The following is a 19,626-nucleotide window of genomic DNA, read 5'->3' as shown; positions in this document are numbered from 1 at the left end:
CGGACGCGGACCGGGTCACCGCTGACGACCGTCATTGAGGAGTCGCTCCAACTCCGTGTCGGCTTCCGCACTGCCGGCATCGGATAGGCGCTGCAGCTCGCGCAGGTCCCGGTTTTCCACAGCACGGCGAGTCAGCAGCCGCCCGGCGTGCTCGTTGCCCTCATCGAGAAGCTCGGACAGAACGTGCACATCATTGCGAGCATCGGCAAGTTCAGCGAGCCGGTCCATCGCGGTCTCGTTGCCCTCGTCCGCAAGTGCGCGGAGGGCATCTTCCTCAAAGTCGTAATCGGTCATAAAGCCACGGTGCACCCTTGCCCCTGGGGCAAGGTCAAGTGCACCATTGGACCGTGCTCACTATCGGCCAACTCGCCACGTACGTCGGTGTGTCGACGAAAGCCGTGCGCGTCTACCACGCCAAGGGGCTCCTGCCCGAACCCGAACGGGACTCCTCCGGATACCGGCGTTACGACGCGCAGGCAATTATTGACCTGACACGCATCGTTACTCTCGCCCAGGCTGGCGTCCCGCTCGCGGACATCCCTGGTGTCTTGGGCGCTGACGCAGACTCCGCCGCCAAACAGTTGCACCGGATCGACACCGAACTACGGAACCATATTCGCCGGCTTGAGCAGCGTCGAATTCGGCTACGCCACCTCGACCAACCCGATCGCCTGTGCCTCCCGACCGAGGCCGTCCACTATATGGAGCGACTCCGCGTCATCGGCCTGTCCGAACGCCACGAGCGCGCGATCCGTGACGGCTGGATCCTGAGCTACGCCATCGCACCTGACATCACACGGGCCATCCTCGCCGCGCGCACCGAGCAGCTCGACGATGACGAATACGTAGCCGTGCTCCGCGGCTACGACCGCGCTGCCGAGTGGGACCCCGATGACCCCCGGCTTGCCGGAATCGCCTTCGCCGCAGCCCAGCTCGCACAACGCATGACTGTCGTCTCGGACCTTCCAGATTTCGACACACTGCCCTCCGAAACCGTCGACATCCTCACCGGACACCAAGGCCTAGAAAGTCCCGCATGGAGACGCCTCGACGAACTCGTGACCCAGATACTGACCGAACAGTCGGGGCGATTCGGCTAGAACACCTGCGGTCGCGGATTTCGATGTGCGAGGTCGGTTGCTGTTGTTGCGGCCTGCGTACCTCTCCGACCTGCGTTGACATCAGATCCATCTCGTCCACCGAAAACGAAGGCGCAGTTCACCAATGCTGTTGATCTATTTCGATTACGCGGCTGCGAGCGGGATTTCCCGGCGCGGCGCGGAAGGTGGGTTGTACGGCTTTGCATCCCGCAGCATGGCCCACAGTACGTTCGAGCGTCGTCGGGCCAACGCCAGCACTGCTTGTGTGTGGCGCTTGCCCTCCGCCCGCTTACGTTCGTAGTACACCTTCGATTCCGGACAGCTGCGGACACTCAGCTGAGCGGACAAATACGCAACTCGCAGCAACCGCCGGTCGTACCGACGCGGCCGCTTGAGGTTCCCGCTGATGCGGCCCGAGTCTCGCGGCGCGGGAGCGAGGCCGGCGACGGCGGCGAACCTGTCCGCTGTTCCGAAGACCGAGACGTCTCCCCCGGTCGCGGCCAGCATTTCGGCACCCAGAAGAGCGCCGATCCCTGGCATGGATTCGAGGATCGCGGCCGACGCATGCCGTTTGAACACGGCCTCGATTGTGCGGTCGAGTTCGGCCAACCGTCTGCCCAGATCGAGTATTTCGGTGGCCATGGAACCGACGACCTGCGCGGCCATGGCTTCTCCCGGCACCTTAACTGTCTGCATCAGAGCCGCTTCCGTTGCCAAGGCCGCAAGACCATCCGCGTTGTATGCCTTGCGCTTCCGCAACCAGACTTCCAACTTCGCAGCACCGACTGTGCGGATCGCGCCGGGGGTTTGATATCCAGTCAGCAGAATCAACGCTCCCTTCACGTTGCTGAGGTCGAGCGCGCGCTCCAATGCTGGGAAGTAGGTGCTCAGAAGTGCTCTGAGCCTGTTAAGTGATCGGGTGCGGTCCCGCATCAGATCGGTTCGGCGCGATGTCAGAATGCCGAGTTCGACCGCGATCTCGTCGTCCGCTCGCATCGGTTGCAGGTCGCGACGCATCCGCGCCTGATCTGCGATGATCGCCGCGTCCTTCGCGTCGGTCTTCCCGTCACCGCGGTACCCAGCCGCCGCGTGGTGCACGATGCGGCCGGGGATGTACAACAGGGTTTGCCGGCGTGCGGCGAGCATCGCCGTCAGCAGCGCGGCGCCGCCCGAATTCAGGTCCACCGCCCAGACAACATCGAGGTCGCCGCCACCGGCGATTGCGAGGACGTCGTCGATCAGGGAACGGAGGGCCCACTCGTCGTTCAGCACCCGGCGAGACAGCAATCGCGTTGCGTCGCTGTTGATCACTACCGCATGGTGGTGAGTCTTTCCCGCGTCGATTCCTACCCAGAGATGTTGCACATGTATCCCTTCGCTGTCGTCGAGAAATTGGAACCTGGTGGACGACTGCCCCGTCGTGTCCTTAATCAGCGATCAATTCGCGTCTCTCAATGAGCGGTCACGTCGTCGAGGACACCGGGCGGCCATTCCCTTCTGGCCATCCGATCAGCGAAAAAAAGAGAGCCATACCCGGTGTCCCCAGGCACCACCGAACCTACGTCGGAGGTCCCGCGATGCCCGGCAACGACGTTAAGGAAAACAAGAATTCTTTTTACAGGACGGAGCGCAGCGGAGTTCGATGGGGTGGACACCGAAGGTGGCCCGCACCGCCGTTAGGCGGAAAGCACCACCGCTGGCCGGCGCGCCGGTGGAGGGCCACCTCTCGCTTCGTGGAGCTCGTGGGCGACTGTGCGGGAGCGACGGAGATCGGCCGCGCTCAATGTCGCGGTAGCACGGCGGTAAGCCCTTGAGACCAATCGCACGGTTCCCCGGTCTCGGCGACCGCGGAGGCCGCGGAGGCCCCGAAGACGTGAGCAGCTATCGCACATTCTCTGCTCTATTATCATTATGGCGCAACATATTTCGCGATTTACAAGCCTTGTGTGGTGCCGTGCGTGTGGGCTACTGTAATTGTGAAAGCGCCTCGTGCGCATCAGGTTGATGGGGGTCTGTGATTTGACGTCGATAGTGCTGTCGGATGGTTGGGTTCGCCATCAATGGCTTCCCACGCGCGATGACTACTGGTTGGACCCGTTCCTACCTGGGTCGACGAGGGAGGAGCGGTCTGAATTGAGGCTGAGTGTCGTCAAACGAGTGAGCCCGATTCGGGGATACGACTCTCGCGGCATTGGCCCTGTGGAATGGATCAATACGCTGCACGATCGCGCGGTGATTTTGGATGCCGATGGCGGCTGGGCGGCCGGCGGGGAGTTTCATGTGTGGTACTCGCGGGGTGCCGGGATGATTCCGTGCGAGATCACGAAGAGTGCTGTCCGCGGCCCAATCGTTGTAGCCGGCGACAATGCAGGGTGGGAGGCACAGCTCGAGGACGCAATCGCGCAGGTGGAGGCGTACGTGGGGATCGTCTCCTGCGCTGTCGATTCACTGGTGGGTTGATCTGTTGTCGTCCTCGCATTCGAGTCGATCGAACCGGAACCCCGCGCGACCAGAAACCCCGCCGGAGTTCAAAGATGTTCGGGCAGCGGTTCTCTCAACGCCGCACCTGACCGCGCGGCAGAAGATCCGCTACGTCACCGCTTGGCTCAGGATTGCCCCTCACGCCTCCAGCAACGCATCGGTGTTCCGGAAGTATCTCGATCACACCAGTATCGAGTCACGGCTGATCAGCCTCCGCCACCACCTCGAGAGCGCCGATCCGGAGTTGTTCAGCCTGGCTTCGCCCGACTCGTCTGCAATCACACAAATCGAGCGCTGGGCCAACGCCTCTCTGTGCCGAAACATCTTCGGAGATGTTGTGGGCCCACGCATTTGCCGCTTATCCCTCGAATGGGACGGCAACACTAAAAACACCTGGCCTCGGTTACTGCACCGCGCGGTCGACCCACGCAGCGCCTACAACGAGCACACGATCGAAGGCAACCCCCTTGACCGGCGTATCGCACATGCGCTCGCCCGCGCACTACCGGCGCACATTCGCCATGAACTCGCGCAACTTCCGATGCGTGGACGTCACATGTTGCTCTGGCGGGGGCTCGGCAACAATCCGGGCAGCCATGACACCTTCTTCGCCGATTCAGCGCGCCGTCATCCTCACGACTACAGCGCACCCCCGTTGTCTTCGTACACGACGTCCGTCGTGGCCGGAATGGGTTGGTCGCGTAACGGACACGGCATATTGCTCGTCGAACTCGTTCCGTTCAATGCCCTGTTCTCGGCCGAGTACATCCTTGGGGAACTCGGCGAGATCGTCGTCCGAGACCACGAGCACCGCTTGCTGCTGCCTCTGCGTCGACGAGATCAGACGTGGCACATCGACTACCCGCCGCCGGATTCAGCGTAAGGGAGCAATCGGCCATTGCGGACCAGTTCGATTTGGCCCCGGTCGAACAGATTCCGGCAAAAATGGCGTCCTCCACCCGGCGTGTGTCACAAACGATCGTTTTAGACACGCCCTGGATTTGACACGGCAAGGACGATGAGCGTGTGTGTCAGAACTCATGTTCAAAACCGACACGCCGAAATGTGTCCCTACGACGAGTTGTGACACACTCGACCCTGTGGGAGAACTTCTGGGCTACGCGAGGGTGTCGACGACCGATCAGAGCGCCGACGCGCAGAGCGAGGCCTTGAGCGCTGCCGGGTGTTCGAGAGTGTGGACGGAGACAGCGTCGGGTGCGACGACGTCTCGGCCGCAGCTGTCGGATCTGTTCTCGCATCTGCGGCGCGGCGACACGTTGGTCGTGTGGCGACTCGACCGTCTCGGGCGATCACTCCCCCATCTCCTCGAAACGGTCGAGCAGCTCGACGTCGATGGCGTCGGATTCCGCTCGCTGACCGAAGCGATCGACACCACCACCTCCGGCGGAAAGCTGATCTACTCCATCTTCGGAGCATTGGCGGAATTCGAACGCAACCTCATCCGCGAACGCACCAACCTCGGACTGGCAGTGGCACGCGCCCAAGGGCGACTCGGTGGCCGACCACCGGCGATGTCCGGGACGCAAATCAAACAAGCGAAGCGAATGCGCACCGGCGGAATGTCACTCACCGACATCCGAGAAGTGCTCGGAGTGTCGCGGTCGACGCTGTACCGGCACTTGAAATAGCCCACCGCCAATCGCCGTTTCTCGCACATGGCCCGCCGGGCCGATGCGAGTCAACTTCCGAAGCTGCCACCGTGGGGGTCTCGGGCACATCGACGACTTTGAAAATCGATGGACGCATGATCAGCCACGAGAATTCGTCTGCTTCAATTCCGTCATGACCGAACCGGTAGAGATCACAACGACACCACCCACCATTGGTGACACACTCCAAGTGCGACGCCTAGAGGGCGGCACCGCTACCGGGACCGTAGTCGAGGACTTCGCCGACTACTTGCTGACCGTCCCCGCCGCCGGCCGAGACTGGGCCATGCCCCATCGATGGGCCATCGCGTCGGAAGACGGAACGCTGATCTTCGCCGACGAGAATCGATGTGAGGTCGCTGGCCATCGCTTACCCCTTCCCCTACAGATCGACTTGCAACTACGCGGAGCCCTCCGCGCGGGTAGGTCACGCCCTACTTGCTCGGAGTCTAGATATGTCGGGCGGTTTGGTCAGTTGCGCGGCGCTCCGAGTTCTATCGGGCATTTTTTGCGGGTCTCGATCACGGTGCTCATCCCGGCGCACCAATCGCGAACCTGCGGGCTGATTGCAGCCAGGAGGCGTAGCGCATCGTTGTGTCGGGCGACTATGTTCACCTCAAGCAGTAGTTCCATGTGCGAGACGCGGTTACGTAGACCGTGTAGACGCGCGGCGCGGTCGGCGACGATGTACCGGTTGGGGTCATTGGTGTTGTGAGGGAATGCGTGGCGCAGTGCTTGCTGCCAAAGGATTTTTCGACCGCGGAAGCCGGCGTCGGAGGTGTCTTTAGTGGGAAGCAGTTTCGGCCAAACACCGAAGGTAATCTGCGCGAGAATGTCGTCATGGTTGACTGGTGCGCCTGGCAGGTCCCCGATAGTCGGACCACCGCGTTCTAGAGCCACGGTGTGATTGATTCAGTCGATCTCGCAGCCCTCGACCGGTTGGTGGTTGTGGGTGCATTGGGCAGCGTACTCAGCAGGCGTGAGGTAGCCCAGTGATGAGTGCCGGTGTCGATGATTGTGGTCGTCTTTGAAGTCCTCGATCACCACCCTCGCTTCGAGCAGACTCGTCCAGTGATTGCGGTTCAGGCACTCCTTCCGTAGCCGGTTGTTGAACGATTCGATGTGTCCGTTGTTCCACGGCGTCCCCGGTGGGATGTAGGAGATACCGACACGATCTCGGCAGAACTGTTGCAGCACATGCGAAATGAACTCCGGACCGTTGTCCATTCGCAGCACCAACGGCGGCCCACCCCACAGTGCAAACGTCTTGTCGAGCTCGTCGGTCAGCCGCTGTGCGGTGATCGAACGCTCCACAATGTTCAACAGGGACTGCCGGGTGTGTTCGTCGATCATCGACGCGATCTTGATCGCCTTCCCGTCGACGGTCGAATCGAACTGAAAGTCCATAGCCCACACCACTTTCGGTGCATCGGCTTCGATCTGCGGGCACGAGCTGATGCCGGCGCGTTTGCGTGGATGGTAGATCCGAACCTGCAGGTTCCATTTGTAGAGCTCCAGCGTGAGGTACGGATCGTTGCCACACCGCGAAGAGTAGGTAGCGAGGCGGACGGGATGTAGATGCTTATTGACCGCGAGGATCGTCGCGTGCTTTGGCATCTGTTAACCCCTTCCGCTATCGTTGACTGTAGATACGAGGACAAGGTCCCTCGTAAACACATGGAGTCTCCCCCGCGGCAGCTAGGCCGCGGGGGTTCTTCGTTCTATGGAGACTGTAACGACCGACGCAGCGATTCACGTTTGCCGGTCAACCTCTCCCGTGGCTACCGAATCACACCGGAGCCGAGCGGGCCGACCTGGCCCCATCCCTGAGTGCATCGCCGTTCCGACAACTCGTAGTCGTTTTCTATCGACGTTTCGGCATCGTCGAACGGGAAGCCGCACCAGACCGCCGATCGAGTGCGGACGCCTGTGTAAGGCTCTCGTGATCAGCTGGGGTCTTCGTGGGCGAGAGCGCGGTAGCCTTTCGCTCCGGCACGGTCGACGGCGGCTTTGACGACCCCGAACACCGCGCCATGAATGGCGGCCGCGATCAGCACCTCTTGGACGGTGCGGCTCAGGTCTTTCGGGTCGGGAGTCGAGGTGTCGTTGTCGCCGATACGTTTCCACACCTGCTTGAACACCACCCCGGCAAGTACCCCGCCGAGCACGCTGGTAGCCAGCGACAGCGGTTTGTACACCGCTTTCGACACCGCACTCATCGCAGCAACCGCCGCGCACGGCGACGACGCGAGAACACAACCAGCACTACCGCCGCGACCAGGGTCCCGACAGCGGCCGCGGCGACCTGCGGATTGTCCTGAGCCAACGTCTTGGCCTTCTCCGCCTGAACGGTTGCTTCACTGCGCACCCGCGCAGGCACATCGACTTTGTCGGCGAGCGCCGCCACCGTCTCGGCGAGTTCGGCGCGCTGCTGTTCGATATCCGGCACCGGCGCTACTGGCGGGTCTGTCACGTGCGCCTCCTCGCCTGTCTCGTTACCGCGTGCAACGTGCTTGTTCTCGGTCATCGGATTCCCTTCTTGATGGCGGTGATGTCGTCGTTGACACTGGCGACGGTCTCTGCCGGTACCGGAGGTACCGCATTCTTCGCGCGTGAGGTCCCCACCGCAGCCAAAACCCCTCCCACCACCAGGACTGCGGCGGCGACGATCAGCGCTGCCAGCCACGCCGACAGCACTGTCGCCAACCCCAGCACTGCAGTTGCTATCAGAGTGGCGAGACCGAAGAACAGCAGCAGTGCGCCCGCACCGGTGATACCGATACCGATGCCGAGCCGGGTGCCTTTGCTTTTCACTTCCTCGAGGCCTGAGCGGATCTCGCTGCGCACCAGCGTCGACACCTGATCGGTCAAACGTTCGACGAGCTGCACTGTCGACAGATCCGCAGCCGAAGTGCGGGCTTCCTCCGACGGTGGCCCGGAATGAGCGTTCATTGTTTCTCCCTGCATATGTTGATTCGAAGTGATGTCTCCGCCAGTGCTGGAGCCGGAAACAGGTACAGGCAACGGCTTTTCGTCGCCGTGTGTCGTGCGATTGTGTCTGTCATCGCGCTGCCCAGCACCGCTGGAATGTGCCGTGGCATGTTGGTGCCGAAGCCGAAGCCGTCGTCCGTCGTCGACGGCGGCGGCATCTTTCTCCTCGTTCTTCTCCGACACCCGAGTATCTCGGGGTGGGAGCTGCAAACGTTCCTCGGCGACCATCCCTGCCTGCAGTTGTCGGCCACGTTCGAGTTCGGAATCGAGTTCGGCACCGAACAGCAACGCAAGGTTGGTGATCCACAACCACAGCAGGAACACGATCGCCCCGGCCAACGATCCGTAGGTCTTGTTGTAGCTGCCGAAATTGGCGACGTAGAACCCGAACAGGATCGTCGCGGCGACCCACACCACGATCGCCACCACTGCTCCGCTGCTGATCCACCGAAACTTCGGCTGCTGAATATTCGGAGTCGCGTAATACAACAACGCGACCGCGAGAACGACGATGACCAGCACGACCGGCCACCGTGCGATGTTCCACACCGTCAACGCGGTAGCGCCGAGACCGACCGCATCCCCCACCGCGGCTGCTACCGGTCCGCTGACCGCGAGCATCACCGCCGCGAGAGCAATCAGCACCAGCGCCGCCACCGTCACCAGCAACAGCACCGGCCGCAATTTCCAGACCGGACGCCCTTCCTCGACCTCGTACATTCGGTTCATCGCCCGCCCGAACGCCCCCACATACCCCGACGCCGACCACAACGCACCCGCAACACCAGTAACCAGAGCGAACCCTGCGGCCGGAGCGGACACCAACTGCGTGATCGGCTCCCGCAGCGTCTCCACCGCCGAGGAGGGTCCCAGATCGGACACGATCTGCAACACACCATCGACGGTGGCTTGTCCTTGCCCGAACACACCGAGCAGCGACACGATCGCCAACACAGCGGGAAACAGCGACAACACTGCGTAGTACGTCAACGCTGCCGCGAGATCGGTGCACTGATCACGCGAGAACTCACGCGCAGTCTTGCGAAGCACGAACAGCCACGACGTTTTCGTCAACTCCGTCGGCGAGTCGGCCTTGCGCGGATCATCCGGGTCGGCATCCACCGGTGCGGACGGGACATCATCGTTCTCACTCACCTGACGCTAGTACCCGCAGCACACCGACGAAAACATTGCCCGAGAGTCAGCAGCAGATGAATCGTCGGCACAGAAAACGCAGTAACAGTCTGGTCTTGCGCCGCAAAATGGACCGAGCTTGGTACGCAGAGCACCGCTACCACCGGCGCGGTCTGTCTCTCGATGAGTGAACAACCCGTCAACCGAACAGGGTTTCATCGGAAATAGAACGGGGACGGTTTTCGCCCGGTGGCGGTGACAGATCACCATCACTCTTCCGTTGTTGTACACGGCCCCATACCCACGACGTTATCGGCGTTGTCCGCAGGCGAGGCGTCGAGACCACCGCGAATCAGCGGCTGACCGGCCTGCTTCAATGCTGAACTATGACCGATCCCAAACAAACCACCACCGGAGCCCTCTCGGTTGGTGACATCATCGAAGTGCACCGCCCCGACGGGACCACCTCTGCAGGGACACTCGTCGAGGACTTCGGGGACTACCTCCTGCCCGCAGACACCCTCGGTCGCACCTGGACGCCCCCACACCGCTGGGCGATCGCCCTGGACTCCAGGACCCTCGTCTTCGCCGACGACCAGGACGTCACCGCACTACCTGCTCCCCCACCCACCAACACCGCAGCCAACAGTCCCGCAGCTGACAGCACCGCCGGCACGCCGTGACGAAACACCCTCGATCTGTCCCCCGCCGCACCTATCTGTTCTGGAGCGGCGTAGCGCTCGTGCTGATCACCTGCGCGGCGTGGGCACTCGACCCCGAACGCGGGTTCCTCAGCGCCGCGATTCTCGGTGCCACCGGGACCGCCGTATTCCTGGCACTCGTAGCCGTCATCAGCAGAACAGGATGAGCGAACAACCCGCCCGGGCATGGAGGCGGGCGAGTCTGCGCGCACGCGCCCACCGCGATCGGTTCGACCTCGACACGCGAAATGAGGTTCACCCCGGATGCCGACGCAGCAGGTATCAGTTTTATCAAGACCGGCTGAGCGGCCGAAGGACGATTCAACGCGTCGGTGCGTCACCCTGTGTTGTCCCGGTGTATCGATCCGGCGTGGCTGCCCCCGCAGGGCACCGGCGAGCGCCTTACAGTTCGACCATGGACTCGCGGAATACAGGTGACGAACAGCAGCGCGCAAGCGAGCCTGACAACATCAGCGGTGCTACAGGAGAGGCTCCTTTCGGCGGCGACGACCGCGGTGACGGTGTGGTCATTCCGGCGGACTTCGGAGCCGGGAGTTCCGGGCGCGGCGGTGACCGCTTCCCCAGTGTGGAACCGGATCTGTCGTCATCTGTCGACGACGTGGTGTTCGAGGATTCGGTGATCGAACTGACTGCGCGACAACGCCGGTTCGTCGAAGTAGCAGCGTGGACGTTGGCCGATGATGTCTACGATGCGATCGAGGAGCTACACCGACGCCCCGGGTCGGCATCGCACAGCTCGTCGATTCTGAGCGACTTCCCACCGGTGACGTGGACGCGGCCGGCGGCATGGTGGCGTGAGCAGGCCCGCTGCTTCGACGATCTCGCACTCGAGGCTCAGGCCGGTATCGACCCGGATCCGGTCTGCACCGGGGAGGAGATGGCGCTGCACTTGATTCTCGGTCGAGCACGGGCAATGGCCACCGACGAGTCCGATCGCCGTATGGATTTGGTCGGCGACATCGCCGCGCACGACAACGACAACGACTGGGAAGGTCCGCTGGACTATCTGTTCCAGGACCACGATGTGCTGACGTTGTTCGACAACGATCTCGAACCGTTTCCCGGTGCAGTCAATCTCGTTCCCGCGGAATGGTTCACCCCGTTCGTCGACATCGAGTCCCGCAGGCCCGATCGCGGCTTCCGACGCTGACAGCCCACCCCGGCGGTAGGTAGATCCCGGCGATCCACGGGGCCGCGCACCCGGCACCGCGTTGGCAAAGCCCCGTAGTTCTCGGTTTCGAACCAACGTGGCCCGAGACATCGACAAGTGAGCAAGCGTGCGCAAACCAGGAGTGGAAGCCATTGATTCCAAATAGCGGGGATGGGCTCGTTCCGATACGGAAAGGCGGTGAAGTGGAGTAACACGGCCCGGCCTGCCCTGCGATGTACAGGACACGTGCGTTGTTGCCTGCGACTGTTCGCAGGTTCTGCAGCACGTGTGGATTGCCGGTCCGAGAGGTGGCCCGGCAGTCGTTGTGCCCGGTGCCTGGAAGAGGTTGCCGGGCACACAGACAGCCCTACCGCATCATGCAAGGTCAGCGGTGGGGCTGTTCTGGTTTCTCGTGAGCGCTTGTCGCCGTACCGCGATGATTCGGTCGGCCGACGAATCGTTCTTCGGTGGTCGAGACCATTGCGCCGATGTCGTCGGTCAGGATGCACCGCACGGTGAGGTTGTCCCCGAACAGGGTGCGGTCCGCAGCGATGAGGAACAGGTCACAGTGCAGTCGATCGTCACCGCGGACGGGTCGGTGTTCGCGGCCGCGGTGGTCGACATGCTGGAGCAGATAATCCGGGACGTCCTCGAACAGATCCAGCAGTAGTCGGGCAGCCTCGCCGCGACCGATCACAGCTGACGGATGCGTTGCGGTGGTGCTCGGACATTCGTATGCCGCGATCGACAGTGGATTGTGCTCGCCGAGCAACCGGTCCGGCACCATGTCCCCGAGGACGAGCCCGACATCCAGTATTTGGGATCGTCGGTGAGAACCGCGCAGCGCGCTCAACTCTCGTAGCGAGGGCGTGCGGTCTGTGCTGCAACCGGAGTTCGCGTCGGTCACCGGGCAGGGCCGTCTCGCCGCACGAGGTCGGACCTGTTGTGTGAGTGAATCATGACCACCGATATGGTCCTGCGGTCATGGCCCATGCTTCGTCCAGTGACCTGGCGCTTTTCGTCATGGCGTCAGCGACGTCAGGGCGTCCGCGAGGTCGGCGTGCAGAGGGAAGGTTTCGTTCAGCCCCATCAGTATCAGCGGCCGACTCGTAGTGGGACCGTTGGCCACCACGGCGAACTTCGAGACCCCCTGGACTCGCCGGTGCGCGTCGATGAGAACTGTCATGGAGACCGCGGCGAGGAAGGCCACCTTGGTGAGGTCGATGATCAGGGCCGATGGTGTTGCCTCGGCGACTGCGGCATCGATCGACACGATCAGGTCTGGGGTGGTGCGCAGGTCCAGGTCACCGCGTACGGACAGGACGGTTGCAGTTCCGACTCGTTCGACTGCGATGTCGAGAGGGCCGGAACCGACCGCGTCGTTCTTCATGACACACTCAACACCTTTCGACCCGGCTCACCCCGAAGTAGCTGCACCCGGGCACATCCTATCCATGGACCCGATCTGTGAGCTGCGGATTAGCCGCACGACCGCGGCGCAGTGGGATTCGCACCGGAACCGGTGCGCGCAAGTGTGTGCAGTGCTCGAGAGCAATTCAACGCCCGGGTTTCCTGACCCGGATGACTGGGTCGGTGCGCTGCGGGTCCGTGGTGTGATGTGCAGCCGCGCTCTCCGACACCCGTTTTTATCGGGCACCCCACACCACGCTCCGGCGCTGGTCATGGGTTCGCTTCTGTTCTCGCTCGGGCCTGTCGTCTGGACGCCCGTACCGACCGGGTCACCTGAATTGCTTCTCCGACAACGAGAACGAACAGCGCGCCGAAGAGCATGATCAGGGACACCGCAACAATGCCGATCAATACCGGATACATCAGATTATGAGGCCCTTCCTCGACTACTTCGCCTGTTCGAATTTTCTTCCCTGGACGGGCGTCGCCGCGTCCGACGACAGTTGGTCATCGTCCGATGAGGAATGACCCTGACAACGTCCGACTGCGTGCATCTACACGTGTACGTGGGTGTCGGCGACTCCGGTGCAGTAGTGCCAGTCCGGTGATCATGCCCGCGGCGACGATCCCGATCAGTAGCCTCACCTGCTGTGACCGCGCGGCGTCGGAGGTGTCATCGGTGCTGACATCGTCGAGCTGCGCTTCGGCAGTGGACTGCGCATCACCGACAACGTCACCGGTCCGGGCCGCGTGGTGTGCAGTCGAACCGACTCCGTATCCGGCCTCACCGGCGGTGCCGCTGATCGTCCGGCGGCCATCAGCTGTGGGTTCGATAGGTTCGGTGGGGTCGACAAGTGCATGCCTGCCTTCCCCTGGTCGGGGACGCCGGACACCGCTCGCTGCGCGTGCTCCGTCGCCGGTTGCCGGTCCCGCCGACTGCTCGGCTGCCCGCTGGGCGACGTGGTCGTCATCGCGTTCTCGATCCGGCATCGGGGGGTCCTCTTTCCTCGAAATTCTTCTGTACACGGTAGGACGCCCTCGGCTTCGAGGACCGAACCTCCCGAGGCAGTGATCTAGGACACAGTTCTTCGTGGTGGGGCCCGCTTGCCCGCGAACGATGTCCGCCGATGCGCCCTGGCCGGGCTGCTTCCTGCGCGATGTCCGAGGTTTTGTCGGTTCGTTACGGGTCGGTGCTCGGCGTCGTGGAAAGTTCGTGGTTCTCCGTTCGGTTTCGGCGGGTCCGCTCGTCGGTATCGACGTGACCAACAATCGTCGTGAGTCTGCCGCAGCCGTATCGTCTCCGGGTTCGCCGCCGCATCCTGTCCGGCCGTGCGGGGTGATCGCTCGGTTCGGTGATCTGGTCTCCCGTGCCGATGCAGGGGAGGTGGTCAGCCTCGGCGAAGGGTCGACCCCGCTGCTGCATGCACGGTATCTGTCGGATATCACCGGATGCACGGTGTACCTCAAGGTCGAAGGGGCCAATCCAACCGGATCGTTCAAGGATCGGGGGATGACCACAGCGGTCACCGCGGCCAGATCGCGCGGCGACCGGCTGCTACTGTGCGCTTCGACCGGTAATACGGCGGCCTCGGCGGCAGCGTATGCCGCACAGGCCGGCTTGGACTGCGCGGTACTGATCCCCCAAGGGCGTATCGCATCGGGAAAGCTTGCCCAAGCGCACATCCTCGGTGCCCGCATCGTGCAGATCGACGGCAACTTCGACGACTGCCTCACCGTTGCTCGGTCGCTGGCGGAGACATTTCCGACCGTGGGTCTGGTCAACTCGATCAACCCGGACCGTATCGCCGGCCAGAAAAGCGCCGCCTACGAAATTTGCGACACCCTCTCGCAATCGCCGCAGGTCCACATTCTGCCTGTCGGCAACGCCGGCAACATCCACGCCCACTGGCTCGGATACAGCGACTATCTCGGCGCAGGGATCATCGACTCACGGCCACGCATGCTCGGGGTCCAAGCCGCAGGTGCCGCGCCCCTGGTCACCGGATCGGTGGTCGAGAACCCGGACACCATTGCCACCGCCATCCGGATCGGTTCGCCGGCGTCGTGGCAGGCAGCGCTTCGCGTGCAGAGCGAATCGAACGGAATGTTCTGCGCTGCCACCGATGCCGAGATTCTCGACGCGTATCGTCTGGTCGCCCGAGCCGAGGGCATTTTCGTCGAGCCTTCCTCGGCCGCGTCGATCGCAGGGCTTGTGCAAGCAGTGCAGAACGGGTGGATCGAACCGGGATCGCTGGTCGTGTGCTCGGTCACCGGTAACGGGCTCAAGGACCCCGAGGTCGCCCTGTCCAGTATGTCCGAATCCGTCGCTGTGGTCGCCGACCCGGAAGCCGTTGCCTCTGCGCTCACCCTGACTTGAGGCACCCACACCGCCCGCAGCTTCTCGCCCCGTGTGGCTCGAGTCAGCCCCGGATGTGTCGTTTTCCTAGTTCCCGTGCCGGGTCGGGACGTCGTTCGCGCTGTCTACGACCGGATCACCTGCAAGAACCTTGGGCGATGAGCGCTCGTTCGTGCGATAACCCCATGGCAGGGATCCGGCGGTGACCGGGTCGCCGCCTTCCGCGCGTCCCTTCAGGGCCTCGGATTATTCCTGGATCGTACTGTTTCTGCGATCCCGATCACTGCAACGACCGGCGCAGCTCGGCGCAGCAAGTGGCTGCATCGCGTTCGGCGTGTGGGCTGTGTTCATGATGGCCAGCTCCCTGGGCCCGGTCTCACCGGTCGCCGTGTTCGTCCTCGCGGCGGCAGCGTCGAGCACTTTCGTTGCGGCGGGATCCTGGATCGCCCGGCCATGGCCGTCGGAGCGGGTATCGATCGTTTTCGTCGCCGGGGCGGTTCTGATCATCGCTGCATCACTGTTCACTTTCACCGAACCTGCCGCAGCGTCGCCGGGCACGGGATGGTTCGCCTTCATCGGTGTCTACGTCGCGTTCTTTCACGGCGCGCGGTTGTTGATCGTGCACCTGTGCTGGGCTGCGGCTGTCACGGTGGTGCTGTTCGCGTTGTCGCTGTGGACCACCGACATCGACCTCTGGTTCTACATCTCCCGGCTGGTGGTGCAACTCAGTGTGATCGGCGCAGCTCCGATCTTCACCCAGATCGCGGAGGGTGCGCTGCGCCGAGGTGCGCACAATTCCCATCACGATCCATTGACGGGATTGCTCAATCGTCGCGGCTTCCGCGCAGCCGTCGGCGACCGCATGCGGCCGGCTTGTCCGACCGCAGCGAGAGTAGGTATTCAGGCGGTGCTCATGATCGATCTCGATCGATTCAAATCTGTCAACGACACCCACGGGCACGATCACGGTGATCGAGTGCTACGCCGGATCGCTCGCATCGTCACCGAGGCATGTTCGGACTCGGAGCTGGTCGCCAGGATGGGGGGTGAAGAATTCGTGGTGGCCACCAGCCTGCCGGTAGCCACGGCCACCGATCTGGCCGAACGGATACGGCAGAGCATCGATCGGTCGGGCACGGTCACCGCCAGCGTCGGGCTGGCCTCGGCCGCACCCAGCAGGACCGTGCCGGGCGCGTCCGACATCGACGACTTGATCACGCGCGCCGACCAGGCGATGTACCGGGCCAAGAAGTCGGGAGGAAACAGAACAGTCTGCGACGGACCCTGAAGCCGCGCATGCGGCCATGGACGTCCACCACGACGTCTGCCTGCCGACAGGGACCGCTACTGCCGCGGTCATCTGCGCAGCAGACGTGGGTCAGGTCCAGCACATCATTCCTGAGCTGCTCCCGATCGCGGGCGCGCCGCGCGTCGCTCAGCTGACGCGGCGACCATTGTGTGCGGTCTTGGCTATACGTATACGGGTGCACGTGGCGAGCGAAGGGTCCCCGACCATCGACACTGCGTCGCGGCACACCGCATCGACTGCAGCCGCGACGGCTGCCAAGTCGTCGGGAGAGTCTGCGGTGACCTCGAAGTCGAATGTCCGGACTCCGCGGTCGATGATCGCTGTACCTTGTGCAGAGTGGATGTCGGCGCGTTGCGCGAGCACACGCGCCGCACCGGCTGCAACCTGACCGAGGTCGGCGCAGAGTCGACCCTCCGGTCCGCTTCCCTCCAACTGAAGTGTCTTCGCCTTCGGCGCGGCAGTATGCAGGGTGAGCCAACGCAGACCCGACAGAACCAGAACAGCCCCGATCGCTGTTGCCGCCCAGGGCCACCAGGGGGCCTGCGATGCATTCACCATCTGCGGCGCGGTGACCAGCTCCGGCAACCCGCGCAGCGTTTCGATGTTCCATACCGACGCTGCTGCCCACACTGCTGCTCCGGCACCCACCGCGATCAAGACCAGCCCGAGCAGAAAGGTCGCGAGGCGGTCCAGTGCGATCGATGTGCGCGTCATCGGGTTCCTCCGGTGCGGGTGCGGACAGATACTTTCGGTACCGGCGTCAGCGATGTCAGTGCGGTGCGTACCGCATCGGCGACAGCGCCGGGTGTCGCTGCGTCGCCGGTGGTCTCGACCTGGATGGTGACTTTCGTGCGGGTTGCACTCGTGCGCGCGGACAACACCCCGGAGACCGATTCGGCGGTGATCGAGGAAATCCGGGCAATATCGGACGGTTCGATGAACAGTGCTGTGGCCGAATCGATGTCGACTGCCTTCTTGCGCCTGGGAGACAGTGAGGTCAGCACCAGCCACAATCCGATCAGCGCGGCCACGATGCCGGCGGGAATCATCGCGCCTGCGGGGCTCAGACCATCGATCGAGTCGATGGCCGCGCCGGTCCAGGACCGGCCGGAGATCCAGCCGGCGGCGACTACGCCGTCATGGATTCCCACGGCACCGACGCCGATCAGCAGTACTGCGATCAGGGCGCCGGTGTAGGCGGCAGTGGGTACGGCGCGGGGGGTGCGCCCCGGCGCCGGATCGAACACCGCGACGTTGTCGAGGTGCGTGCCCGCTTGGGGGTCGGCTTCGCTATCGGATCTGTCGGTCGACGCGGGGAGAGCAGCGGTGCGCCGCGCGGCGCCGGCGCCGGGGTCGGGGTCAGGGTCAGGGTCGATGAGGTTGTGCCGGGGGCTCATGTCACTCTTTCCACTCTGATATCGCCGTTCACCGTTGGTTCGGTGACCACGACGGCGACGCTGACATCGACGCCGTCGACGGTCAGACCTGCCCAGGTCGACAGCGCGTGGGTGACGTTCGCGCGTACTGCCGCGGTCACAGTAGTGAGCGGCTGCGGCCACTGCACCGCGATGTCGACGGTGGCACGCACGTGGTCACCGGACACGCTCACGTCGACCCGCGGCAGTTCGCGGCCGGTGAGCTTGTCGAGTCCGCCGGCGTGAGTGCGCACTCCTGCGGTGTCGAGGGCGGCGCGGACGGCGAGATGCTGCGCGACCTTGTCCTTGACGGTCAACGTGCCGCGGTTCGATGGCGCTGCCATCTGACGCCCCTGTCCCTCTCGCGACCCCTCCGACGCGAGAGGGCTCGAGGGATGGGCCACGTCAGCCACGGCCGCGGCCTCGTAGGAGTGCACCGAGGTCCAGTTCACCGTCGCGGTGGGCACCGAGTGCATAACCGGCTGCGCCGAGCAGTAGGGCGAGGACGAACCCGACGAATCCGCCGGCCGCAGCGGCGATCGCCAGAAGCAGGCCGGCGAGCAGGCCGACTGTGGAAGTAGTCATGATGGTGATCCTTCGTCGAGTGAAGCAGCGTGGATGGACATTCGGGCCTGATGGGCAGGTGATGATTCGAGCCGGAGGCCTGCAGCAAGCGCCTTGTCAAGGGCTGGTGTCAGGGGCTGTCGATGCGGCGTATACGTAGTTGTCGCACCCTGACGATGGCGCGGATCGGGCCGCAACTGGTGCGGTGCACCGCGGTGGTGGTGACGACACCGGCGCAGTAGACACCACCTCCGTACGCGGCATCGATCTCGGCGAACGCGCGAGCGAGCGCCGTCGCCGATCCCCCGACGTCGGGGTGCAGTGCCTGCGCTGCACTACGTCGGGCGGTGCATCGGTCGCCGTGGGTCAGCCATCTCCCCATATCACCGGCGTCACTGTCCGGGGACGGTAGGGAGCACGCCGGCTCCGTCACGGCCGCTCGCGTGCAGGTCCGCTGTCGACGGGTTCGGCTGTCGACCCCGGTACGACGTCCTCGACCGTGACGTCGACCGTGCCGCCGGTCAGAGCGGACACGACGCTGCGGACACGGACGGCGGTGTCGCGGACCGAGGCGTCGAAGACGATGCTCACGTGCACTTCGGTGACATCACCGACGGTGCGGATCCCCGGCACTCGGCGACCGGGTAGGTAGGTTCCGACCTCCCCGAACATTCCGGGATGCAGGGCTGCGACGCCAGGGACCGCGCGCACCGCTGCAGCGAGCAGGTCGACCTCGTCAGCGCCCGCGGGTTGCTTCGCCGAAGTCACTGCACCCGGGTGATCGTGGACTCGTCACTGTCCTTGTCATCCGACTCGTTGTCGAGGTGTACGTCGTGGACAGCGATGTTGACTTCGGTGACCTCGAGGCCGGTCATCCGCTCGAGTGCTGCGATGACGTTACGACGAATACCGGCGGCGAGGTCGGCAATGGCTACTCCGTACTCGGCGACGATGTCGATGTCGACGGCGGCCTGCTTTTCTCCGACCTCGACCGAGACACCCTGCGAGTGGTTGACCGACGCACCTGGAATGCGGTCACGCAGGACACCGACGACGCGGGATGCGCCCCCGCCGAGGTCGTAGACCCCGTGTACCTCGCGGGTGGCAAGCCCGGCGATCTTGGACACCACCGTGTCGGCAATCGATGTCTTGCCCTGACTGCTCACCAGAGCCGAACTACGCGATGAGCCTGCTTCGTCCGTGGTGACTGCGGGTGCGGTGGGCGTGGTGCTGGTCATCGAAAATGGTCCTTCCGAGGGGAGGCAAGTGGGCGTACATCAGGGAGGACGGATCGAACCTGCCGGACCGGACACCGCCTTGATGT

Annotated in this window: 27 protein-coding genes; 9 read left to right on the top strand and 18 right to left on the bottom strand. The window is 63.7% G+C overall.

The features are described 5' to 3' along the window. Nucleotides 1-15 precede the first annotated feature (15 nt). Nucleotides 16-294: a hypothetical protein gene (locus AYK61_RS26450; RefSeq protein WP_121873814.1), complete on the bottom strand. Its 279-nt coding sequence runs from the start codon at nucleotides 292-294 to the stop codon at nucleotides 16-18. A 53-nt stretch (nucleotides 295-347) separates the two neighbouring features. Between AYK61_RS26450 and AYK61_RS26445 the strand changes: the two genes are divergently transcribed. After that, complete coding sequence (locus tag AYK61_RS26445) at nucleotides 348-1,100, top strand: MerR family transcriptional regulator (protein WP_121873836.1); 753 nt, start codon at nucleotides 348-350, stop codon at nucleotides 1,098-1,100. A 144-nt stretch (nucleotides 1,101-1,244) separates the two neighbouring features. Here the strand turns inward: AYK61_RS26445 and AYK61_RS26440 are convergent, their stop codons facing one another. Then, nucleotides 1,245-2,465, bottom strand: coding sequence for an IS110 family transposase (locus AYK61_RS26440; protein ID WP_183130573.1), 1,221 nt, complete (start codon nucleotides 2,463-2,465; stop codon nucleotides 1,245-1,247). Between the two features lie 792 nt (nucleotides 2,466-3,257). Here AYK61_RS26440 and AYK61_RS26435 point away from each other — a divergent pair. The 3 genes from AYK61_RS26435 to AYK61_RS26425 all read left to right on the top strand — a co-directional run bounded on the left by AYK61_RS26435 (nucleotide 3,258) and on the right by AYK61_RS26425 (nucleotide 5,230). Further along, the gene (locus AYK61_RS26435) at nucleotides 3,258-3,560 is read left to right on the top strand and encodes a hypothetical protein (protein ID WP_147458425.1); all 303 of its coding nucleotides are present in this window, start codon (nucleotides 3,258-3,260) and stop codon (nucleotides 3,558-3,560) included. 577 nt (nucleotides 3,561-4,137) lie between these two features. After that, on the top strand, nucleotides 4,138-4,464 hold the full coding sequence (locus AYK61_RS27135) for a hypothetical protein (protein WP_147458424.1): 327 nt from the start codon (nucleotides 4,138-4,140) through the stop codon (nucleotides 4,462-4,464). A gap of 217 nt (nucleotides 4,465-4,681) precedes the next feature. Beyond that, nucleotides 4,682-5,230: a recombinase family protein gene (locus AYK61_RS26425; protein WP_032375677.1), complete on the top strand. Its 549-nt coding sequence runs from the start codon at nucleotides 4,682-4,684 to the stop codon at nucleotides 5,228-5,230. Between the two features lie 220 nt (nucleotides 5,231-5,450). Here AYK61_RS26425 and AYK61_RS27540 read toward each other — a convergent pair whose 3' ends face one another. The 6 genes from AYK61_RS27540 to AYK61_RS26395 all read right to left on the bottom strand — a co-directional run bounded on the left by AYK61_RS27540 (nucleotide 5,451) and on the right by AYK61_RS26395 (nucleotide 9,397). Beyond that, a complete protein-coding gene (locus tag AYK61_RS27540; protein WP_155289659.1) occupies nucleotides 5,451-5,618 on the bottom strand; it encodes a hypothetical protein in 168 nt (55 codons plus the stop codon). A gap of 104 nt (nucleotides 5,619-5,722) precedes the next feature. Beyond that, entirely contained in the window at nucleotides 5,723-6,151 is a 429-nt protein-coding gene (locus AYK61_RS28140; protein ID WP_259468310.1) for a hypothetical protein, read from the bottom strand. A 12-nt stretch (nucleotides 6,152-6,163) separates the two neighbouring features. Next, entirely contained in the window at nucleotides 6,164-6,868 is a 705-nt protein-coding gene (locus AYK61_RS26415) for an integrase core domain-containing protein (protein WP_121873811.1), read from the bottom strand. Nucleotides 6,869-7,197: 329 nt separating this feature from the next. Then, on the bottom strand, nucleotides 7,198-7,470 hold the full coding sequence (locus tag AYK61_RS26405; protein WP_032375676.1) for a DUF4235 domain-containing protein: 273 nt from the start codon (nucleotides 7,468-7,470) through the stop codon (nucleotides 7,198-7,200). Further along, nucleotides 7,467-7,778 (bottom strand): DUF3618 domain-containing protein, encoded by a 312-nt coding sequence (locus AYK61_RS26400; protein ID WP_094642615.1) that lies wholly within the window; start codon nucleotides 7,776-7,778, stop codon nucleotides 7,467-7,469. Before AYK61_RS26400 ends, AYK61_RS26405 begins: the two co-directional genes overlap by 4 nt. Continuing rightward, nucleotides 7,775-9,397, bottom strand: a complete 1,623-nt coding sequence (locus tag AYK61_RS26395) for a YhjD/YihY/BrkB family envelope integrity protein (RefSeq protein ID WP_259468309.1) — start codon at nucleotides 9,395-9,397, stop codon at nucleotides 7,775-7,777. The genes AYK61_RS26400 and AYK61_RS26395 overlap by 4 nt, the downstream gene beginning before the upstream one ends. A 365-nt stretch (nucleotides 9,398-9,762) precedes the next feature. Between AYK61_RS26395 and AYK61_RS26390 the strand changes: the two genes are divergently transcribed. The 3 genes from AYK61_RS26390 (at nucleotide 9,763) to AYK61_RS26380 (ending at nucleotide 11,248) form a co-directional block, all read left to right on the top strand. Beyond that, the gene (locus AYK61_RS26390; protein WP_052063203.1) at nucleotides 9,763-10,059 is read left to right on the top strand and encodes a hypothetical protein; all 297 of its coding nucleotides are present in this window, start codon (nucleotides 9,763-9,765) and stop codon (nucleotides 10,057-10,059) included. Next, a complete protein-coding gene (locus AYK61_RS26385) occupies nucleotides 10,056-10,244 on the top strand; it encodes a hypothetical protein (protein ID WP_032375675.1) in 189 nt (62 codons plus the stop codon). Before AYK61_RS26390 ends, AYK61_RS26385 begins: the two co-directional genes overlap by 4 nt. A 248-nt stretch (nucleotides 10,245-10,492) precedes the next feature. Beyond that, nucleotides 10,493-11,248 (top strand): hypothetical protein, encoded by a 756-nt coding sequence (locus AYK61_RS26380; RefSeq protein WP_052063202.1) that lies wholly within the window; start codon nucleotides 10,493-10,495, stop codon nucleotides 11,246-11,248. Between the two features lie 385 nt (nucleotides 11,249-11,633). Here AYK61_RS26380 and AYK61_RS26375 read toward each other — a convergent pair whose 3' ends face one another. The 3 genes from AYK61_RS26375 to AYK61_RS26365 all read right to left on the bottom strand — a co-directional run bounded on the left by AYK61_RS26375 (nucleotide 11,634) and on the right by AYK61_RS26365 (nucleotide 13,648). After that, a complete protein-coding gene (locus AYK61_RS26375) occupies nucleotides 11,634-12,155 on the bottom strand; it encodes a hypothetical protein (protein WP_121873809.1) in 522 nt (173 codons plus the stop codon). A gap of 114 nt (nucleotides 12,156-12,269) precedes the next feature. Next, entirely contained in the window at nucleotides 12,270-12,638 is a 369-nt protein-coding gene (locus tag AYK61_RS26370; protein WP_121873808.1) for an STAS domain-containing protein, read from the bottom strand. 527 nt (nucleotides 12,639-13,165) lie between these two features. Further along, complete coding sequence (locus AYK61_RS26365) at nucleotides 13,166-13,648, bottom strand: hypothetical protein (RefSeq protein WP_121873807.1); 483 nt, start codon at nucleotides 13,646-13,648, stop codon at nucleotides 13,166-13,168. A 346-nt stretch (nucleotides 13,649-13,994) separates the two neighbouring features. Here AYK61_RS26365 and thrC point away from each other — a divergent pair, with 346 nt between their 5' ends. After that, nucleotides 13,995-15,035: a threonine synthase gene (gene thrC, locus AYK61_RS26360; RefSeq protein ID WP_121873833.1), complete on the top strand. Its 1,041-nt coding sequence runs from the start codon at nucleotides 13,995-13,997 to the stop codon at nucleotides 15,033-15,035. A 328-nt stretch (nucleotides 15,036-15,363) separates the two neighbouring features. After that, nucleotides 15,364-16,302 carry a GGDEF domain-containing protein gene (locus AYK61_RS26355; protein WP_147458423.1) on the top strand — a complete coding sequence of 313 codons (939 nt, stop codon included), beginning with the start codon at nucleotides 15,364-15,366 and terminating at the stop codon, nucleotides 16,300-16,302. 147 nt (nucleotides 16,303-16,449) lie between these two features. Here the strand turns inward: AYK61_RS26355 and AYK61_RS26350 are convergent, their stop codons facing one another. The 7 genes from AYK61_RS26350 to AYK61_RS26320 all read right to left on the bottom strand — a co-directional run bounded on the left by AYK61_RS26350 (nucleotide 16,450) and on the right by AYK61_RS26320 (nucleotide 19,540). Further along, complete coding sequence (locus AYK61_RS26350) at nucleotides 16,450-17,037, bottom strand: hypothetical protein (protein WP_052063200.1); 588 nt, start codon at nucleotides 17,035-17,037, stop codon at nucleotides 16,450-16,452. Further along, on the bottom strand, nucleotides 17,034-17,720 hold the full coding sequence (locus AYK61_RS26345; RefSeq protein WP_121873805.1) for a DUF6286 domain-containing protein: 687 nt from the start codon (nucleotides 17,718-17,720) through the stop codon (nucleotides 17,034-17,036). The genes AYK61_RS26350 and AYK61_RS26345 overlap by 4 nt, the downstream gene beginning before the upstream one ends. Further along, on the bottom strand, nucleotides 17,717-18,082 hold the full coding sequence (locus AYK61_RS26340) for an Asp23/Gls24 family envelope stress response protein (protein ID WP_052063198.1): 366 nt from the start codon (nucleotides 18,080-18,082) through the stop codon (nucleotides 17,717-17,719). The genes AYK61_RS26345 and AYK61_RS26340 overlap by 4 nt, the downstream gene beginning before the upstream one ends. 61 nt (nucleotides 18,083-18,143) lie before the next feature. Next, nucleotides 18,144-18,323, bottom strand: coding sequence for a hypothetical protein (locus tag AYK61_RS26335; protein ID WP_032375671.1), 180 nt, complete (start codon nucleotides 18,321-18,323; stop codon nucleotides 18,144-18,146). Nucleotides 18,324-18,432: 109 nt separating this feature from the next. After that, nucleotides 18,433-18,684, bottom strand: a complete 252-nt coding sequence (locus AYK61_RS26330) for a hypothetical protein (RefSeq protein WP_121873804.1) — start codon at nucleotides 18,682-18,684, stop codon at nucleotides 18,433-18,435. Between the two features lie 47 nt (nucleotides 18,685-18,731). Further along, nucleotides 18,732-19,070, bottom strand: a complete 339-nt coding sequence (locus AYK61_RS26325; RefSeq protein ID WP_008720706.1) for a hypothetical protein — start codon at nucleotides 19,068-19,070, stop codon at nucleotides 18,732-18,734. Then, the gene (locus AYK61_RS26320) at nucleotides 19,067-19,540 is read right to left on the bottom strand and encodes an Asp23/Gls24 family envelope stress response protein (protein ID WP_008720708.1); all 474 of its coding nucleotides are present in this window, start codon (nucleotides 19,538-19,540) and stop codon (nucleotides 19,067-19,069) included. Before AYK61_RS26320 ends, AYK61_RS26325 begins: the two co-directional genes overlap by 4 nt. Between the last annotated feature and the right edge of the window lie 86 nt (nucleotides 19,541-19,626).

It is taken from the genome of Rhodococcus sp. SBT000017, assembly GCF_003688915.1.
GTDB lineage: Bacteria > Actinomycetota > Actinomycetes > Mycobacteriales > Mycobacteriaceae > Rhodococcoides.
Note: the sequence above shows the minus strand (reverse complement) of the source record. Positions and strands in the feature narration are given on the sequence as shown.

Coding starts and splice junctions, on each gene's coding strand:
- AYK61_RS26365 (WP_121873807.1), bottom strand. CDS start 13,648: ATGCCGGATCGAGAACGCGATGACGACCACGTCGCCCAGCGGGCAGCC.
- AYK61_RS26390 (WP_052063203.1), top strand. CDS start 9,763: ATGACCGATCCCAAACAAACCACCACCGGAGCCCTCTCGGTTGGTGAC.
- AYK61_RS27540 (WP_155289659.1), bottom strand. CDS start 5,618: ATGGCCAGCGACCTCACATCGATTCTCGTCGGCGAAGATCAGCGTTCC.
- AYK61_RS26320 (WP_008720708.1), bottom strand. CDS start 19,540: ATGACCAGCACCACGCCCACCGCACCCGCAGTCACCACGGACGAAGCA.
- AYK61_RS26335 (WP_032375671.1), bottom strand. CDS start 18,323: ATGACTACTTCCACAGTCGGCCTGCTCGCCGGCCTGCTTCTGGCGATC.
- AYK61_RS26340 (WP_052063198.1), bottom strand. CDS start 18,082: ATGGCAGCGCCATCGAACCGCGGCACGTTGACCGTCAAGGACAAGGTC.
- AYK61_RS27135 (WP_147458424.1), top strand. CDS start 4,138: ATGTTGCTCTGGCGGGGGCTCGGCAACAATCCGGGCAGCCATGACACC.
- AYK61_RS26345 (WP_121873805.1), bottom strand. CDS start 17,720: ATGAGCCCCCGGCACAACCTCATCGACCCTGACCCTGACCCCGACCCC.
- AYK61_RS26330 (WP_121873804.1), bottom strand. CDS start 18,684: ATGGGGAGATGGCTGACCCACGGCGACCGATGCACCGCCCGACGTAGT.
- AYK61_RS26355 (WP_147458423.1), top strand. CDS start 15,364: ATGATGGCCAGCTCCCTGGGCCCGGTCTCACCGGTCGCCGTGTTCGTC.
- AYK61_RS26415 (WP_121873811.1), bottom strand. CDS start 6,868: ATGCCAAAGCACGCGACGATCCTCGCGGTCAATAAGCATCTACATCCC.
- AYK61_RS26405 (WP_032375676.1), bottom strand. CDS start 7,470: ATGAGTGCGGTGTCGAAAGCGGTGTACAAACCGCTGTCGCTGGCTACC.
- AYK61_RS26400 (WP_094642615.1), bottom strand. CDS start 7,778: ATGACCGAGAACAAGCACGTTGCACGCGGTAACGAGACAGGCGAGGAG.
- AYK61_RS26380 (WP_052063202.1), top strand. CDS start 10,493: ATGGACTCGCGGAATACAGGTGACGAACAGCAGCGCGCAAGCGAGCCT.
- AYK61_RS26350 (WP_052063200.1), bottom strand. CDS start 17,037: ATGACGCGCACATCGATCGCACTGGACCGCCTCGCGACCTTTCTGCTC.
- AYK61_RS26370 (WP_121873808.1), bottom strand. CDS start 12,638: ATGAAGAACGACGCGGTCGGTTCCGGCCCTCTCGACATCGCAGTCGAA.
- AYK61_RS26450 (WP_121873814.1), bottom strand. CDS start 294: ATGACCGATTACGACTTTGAGGAAGATGCCCTCCGCGCACTTGCGGAC.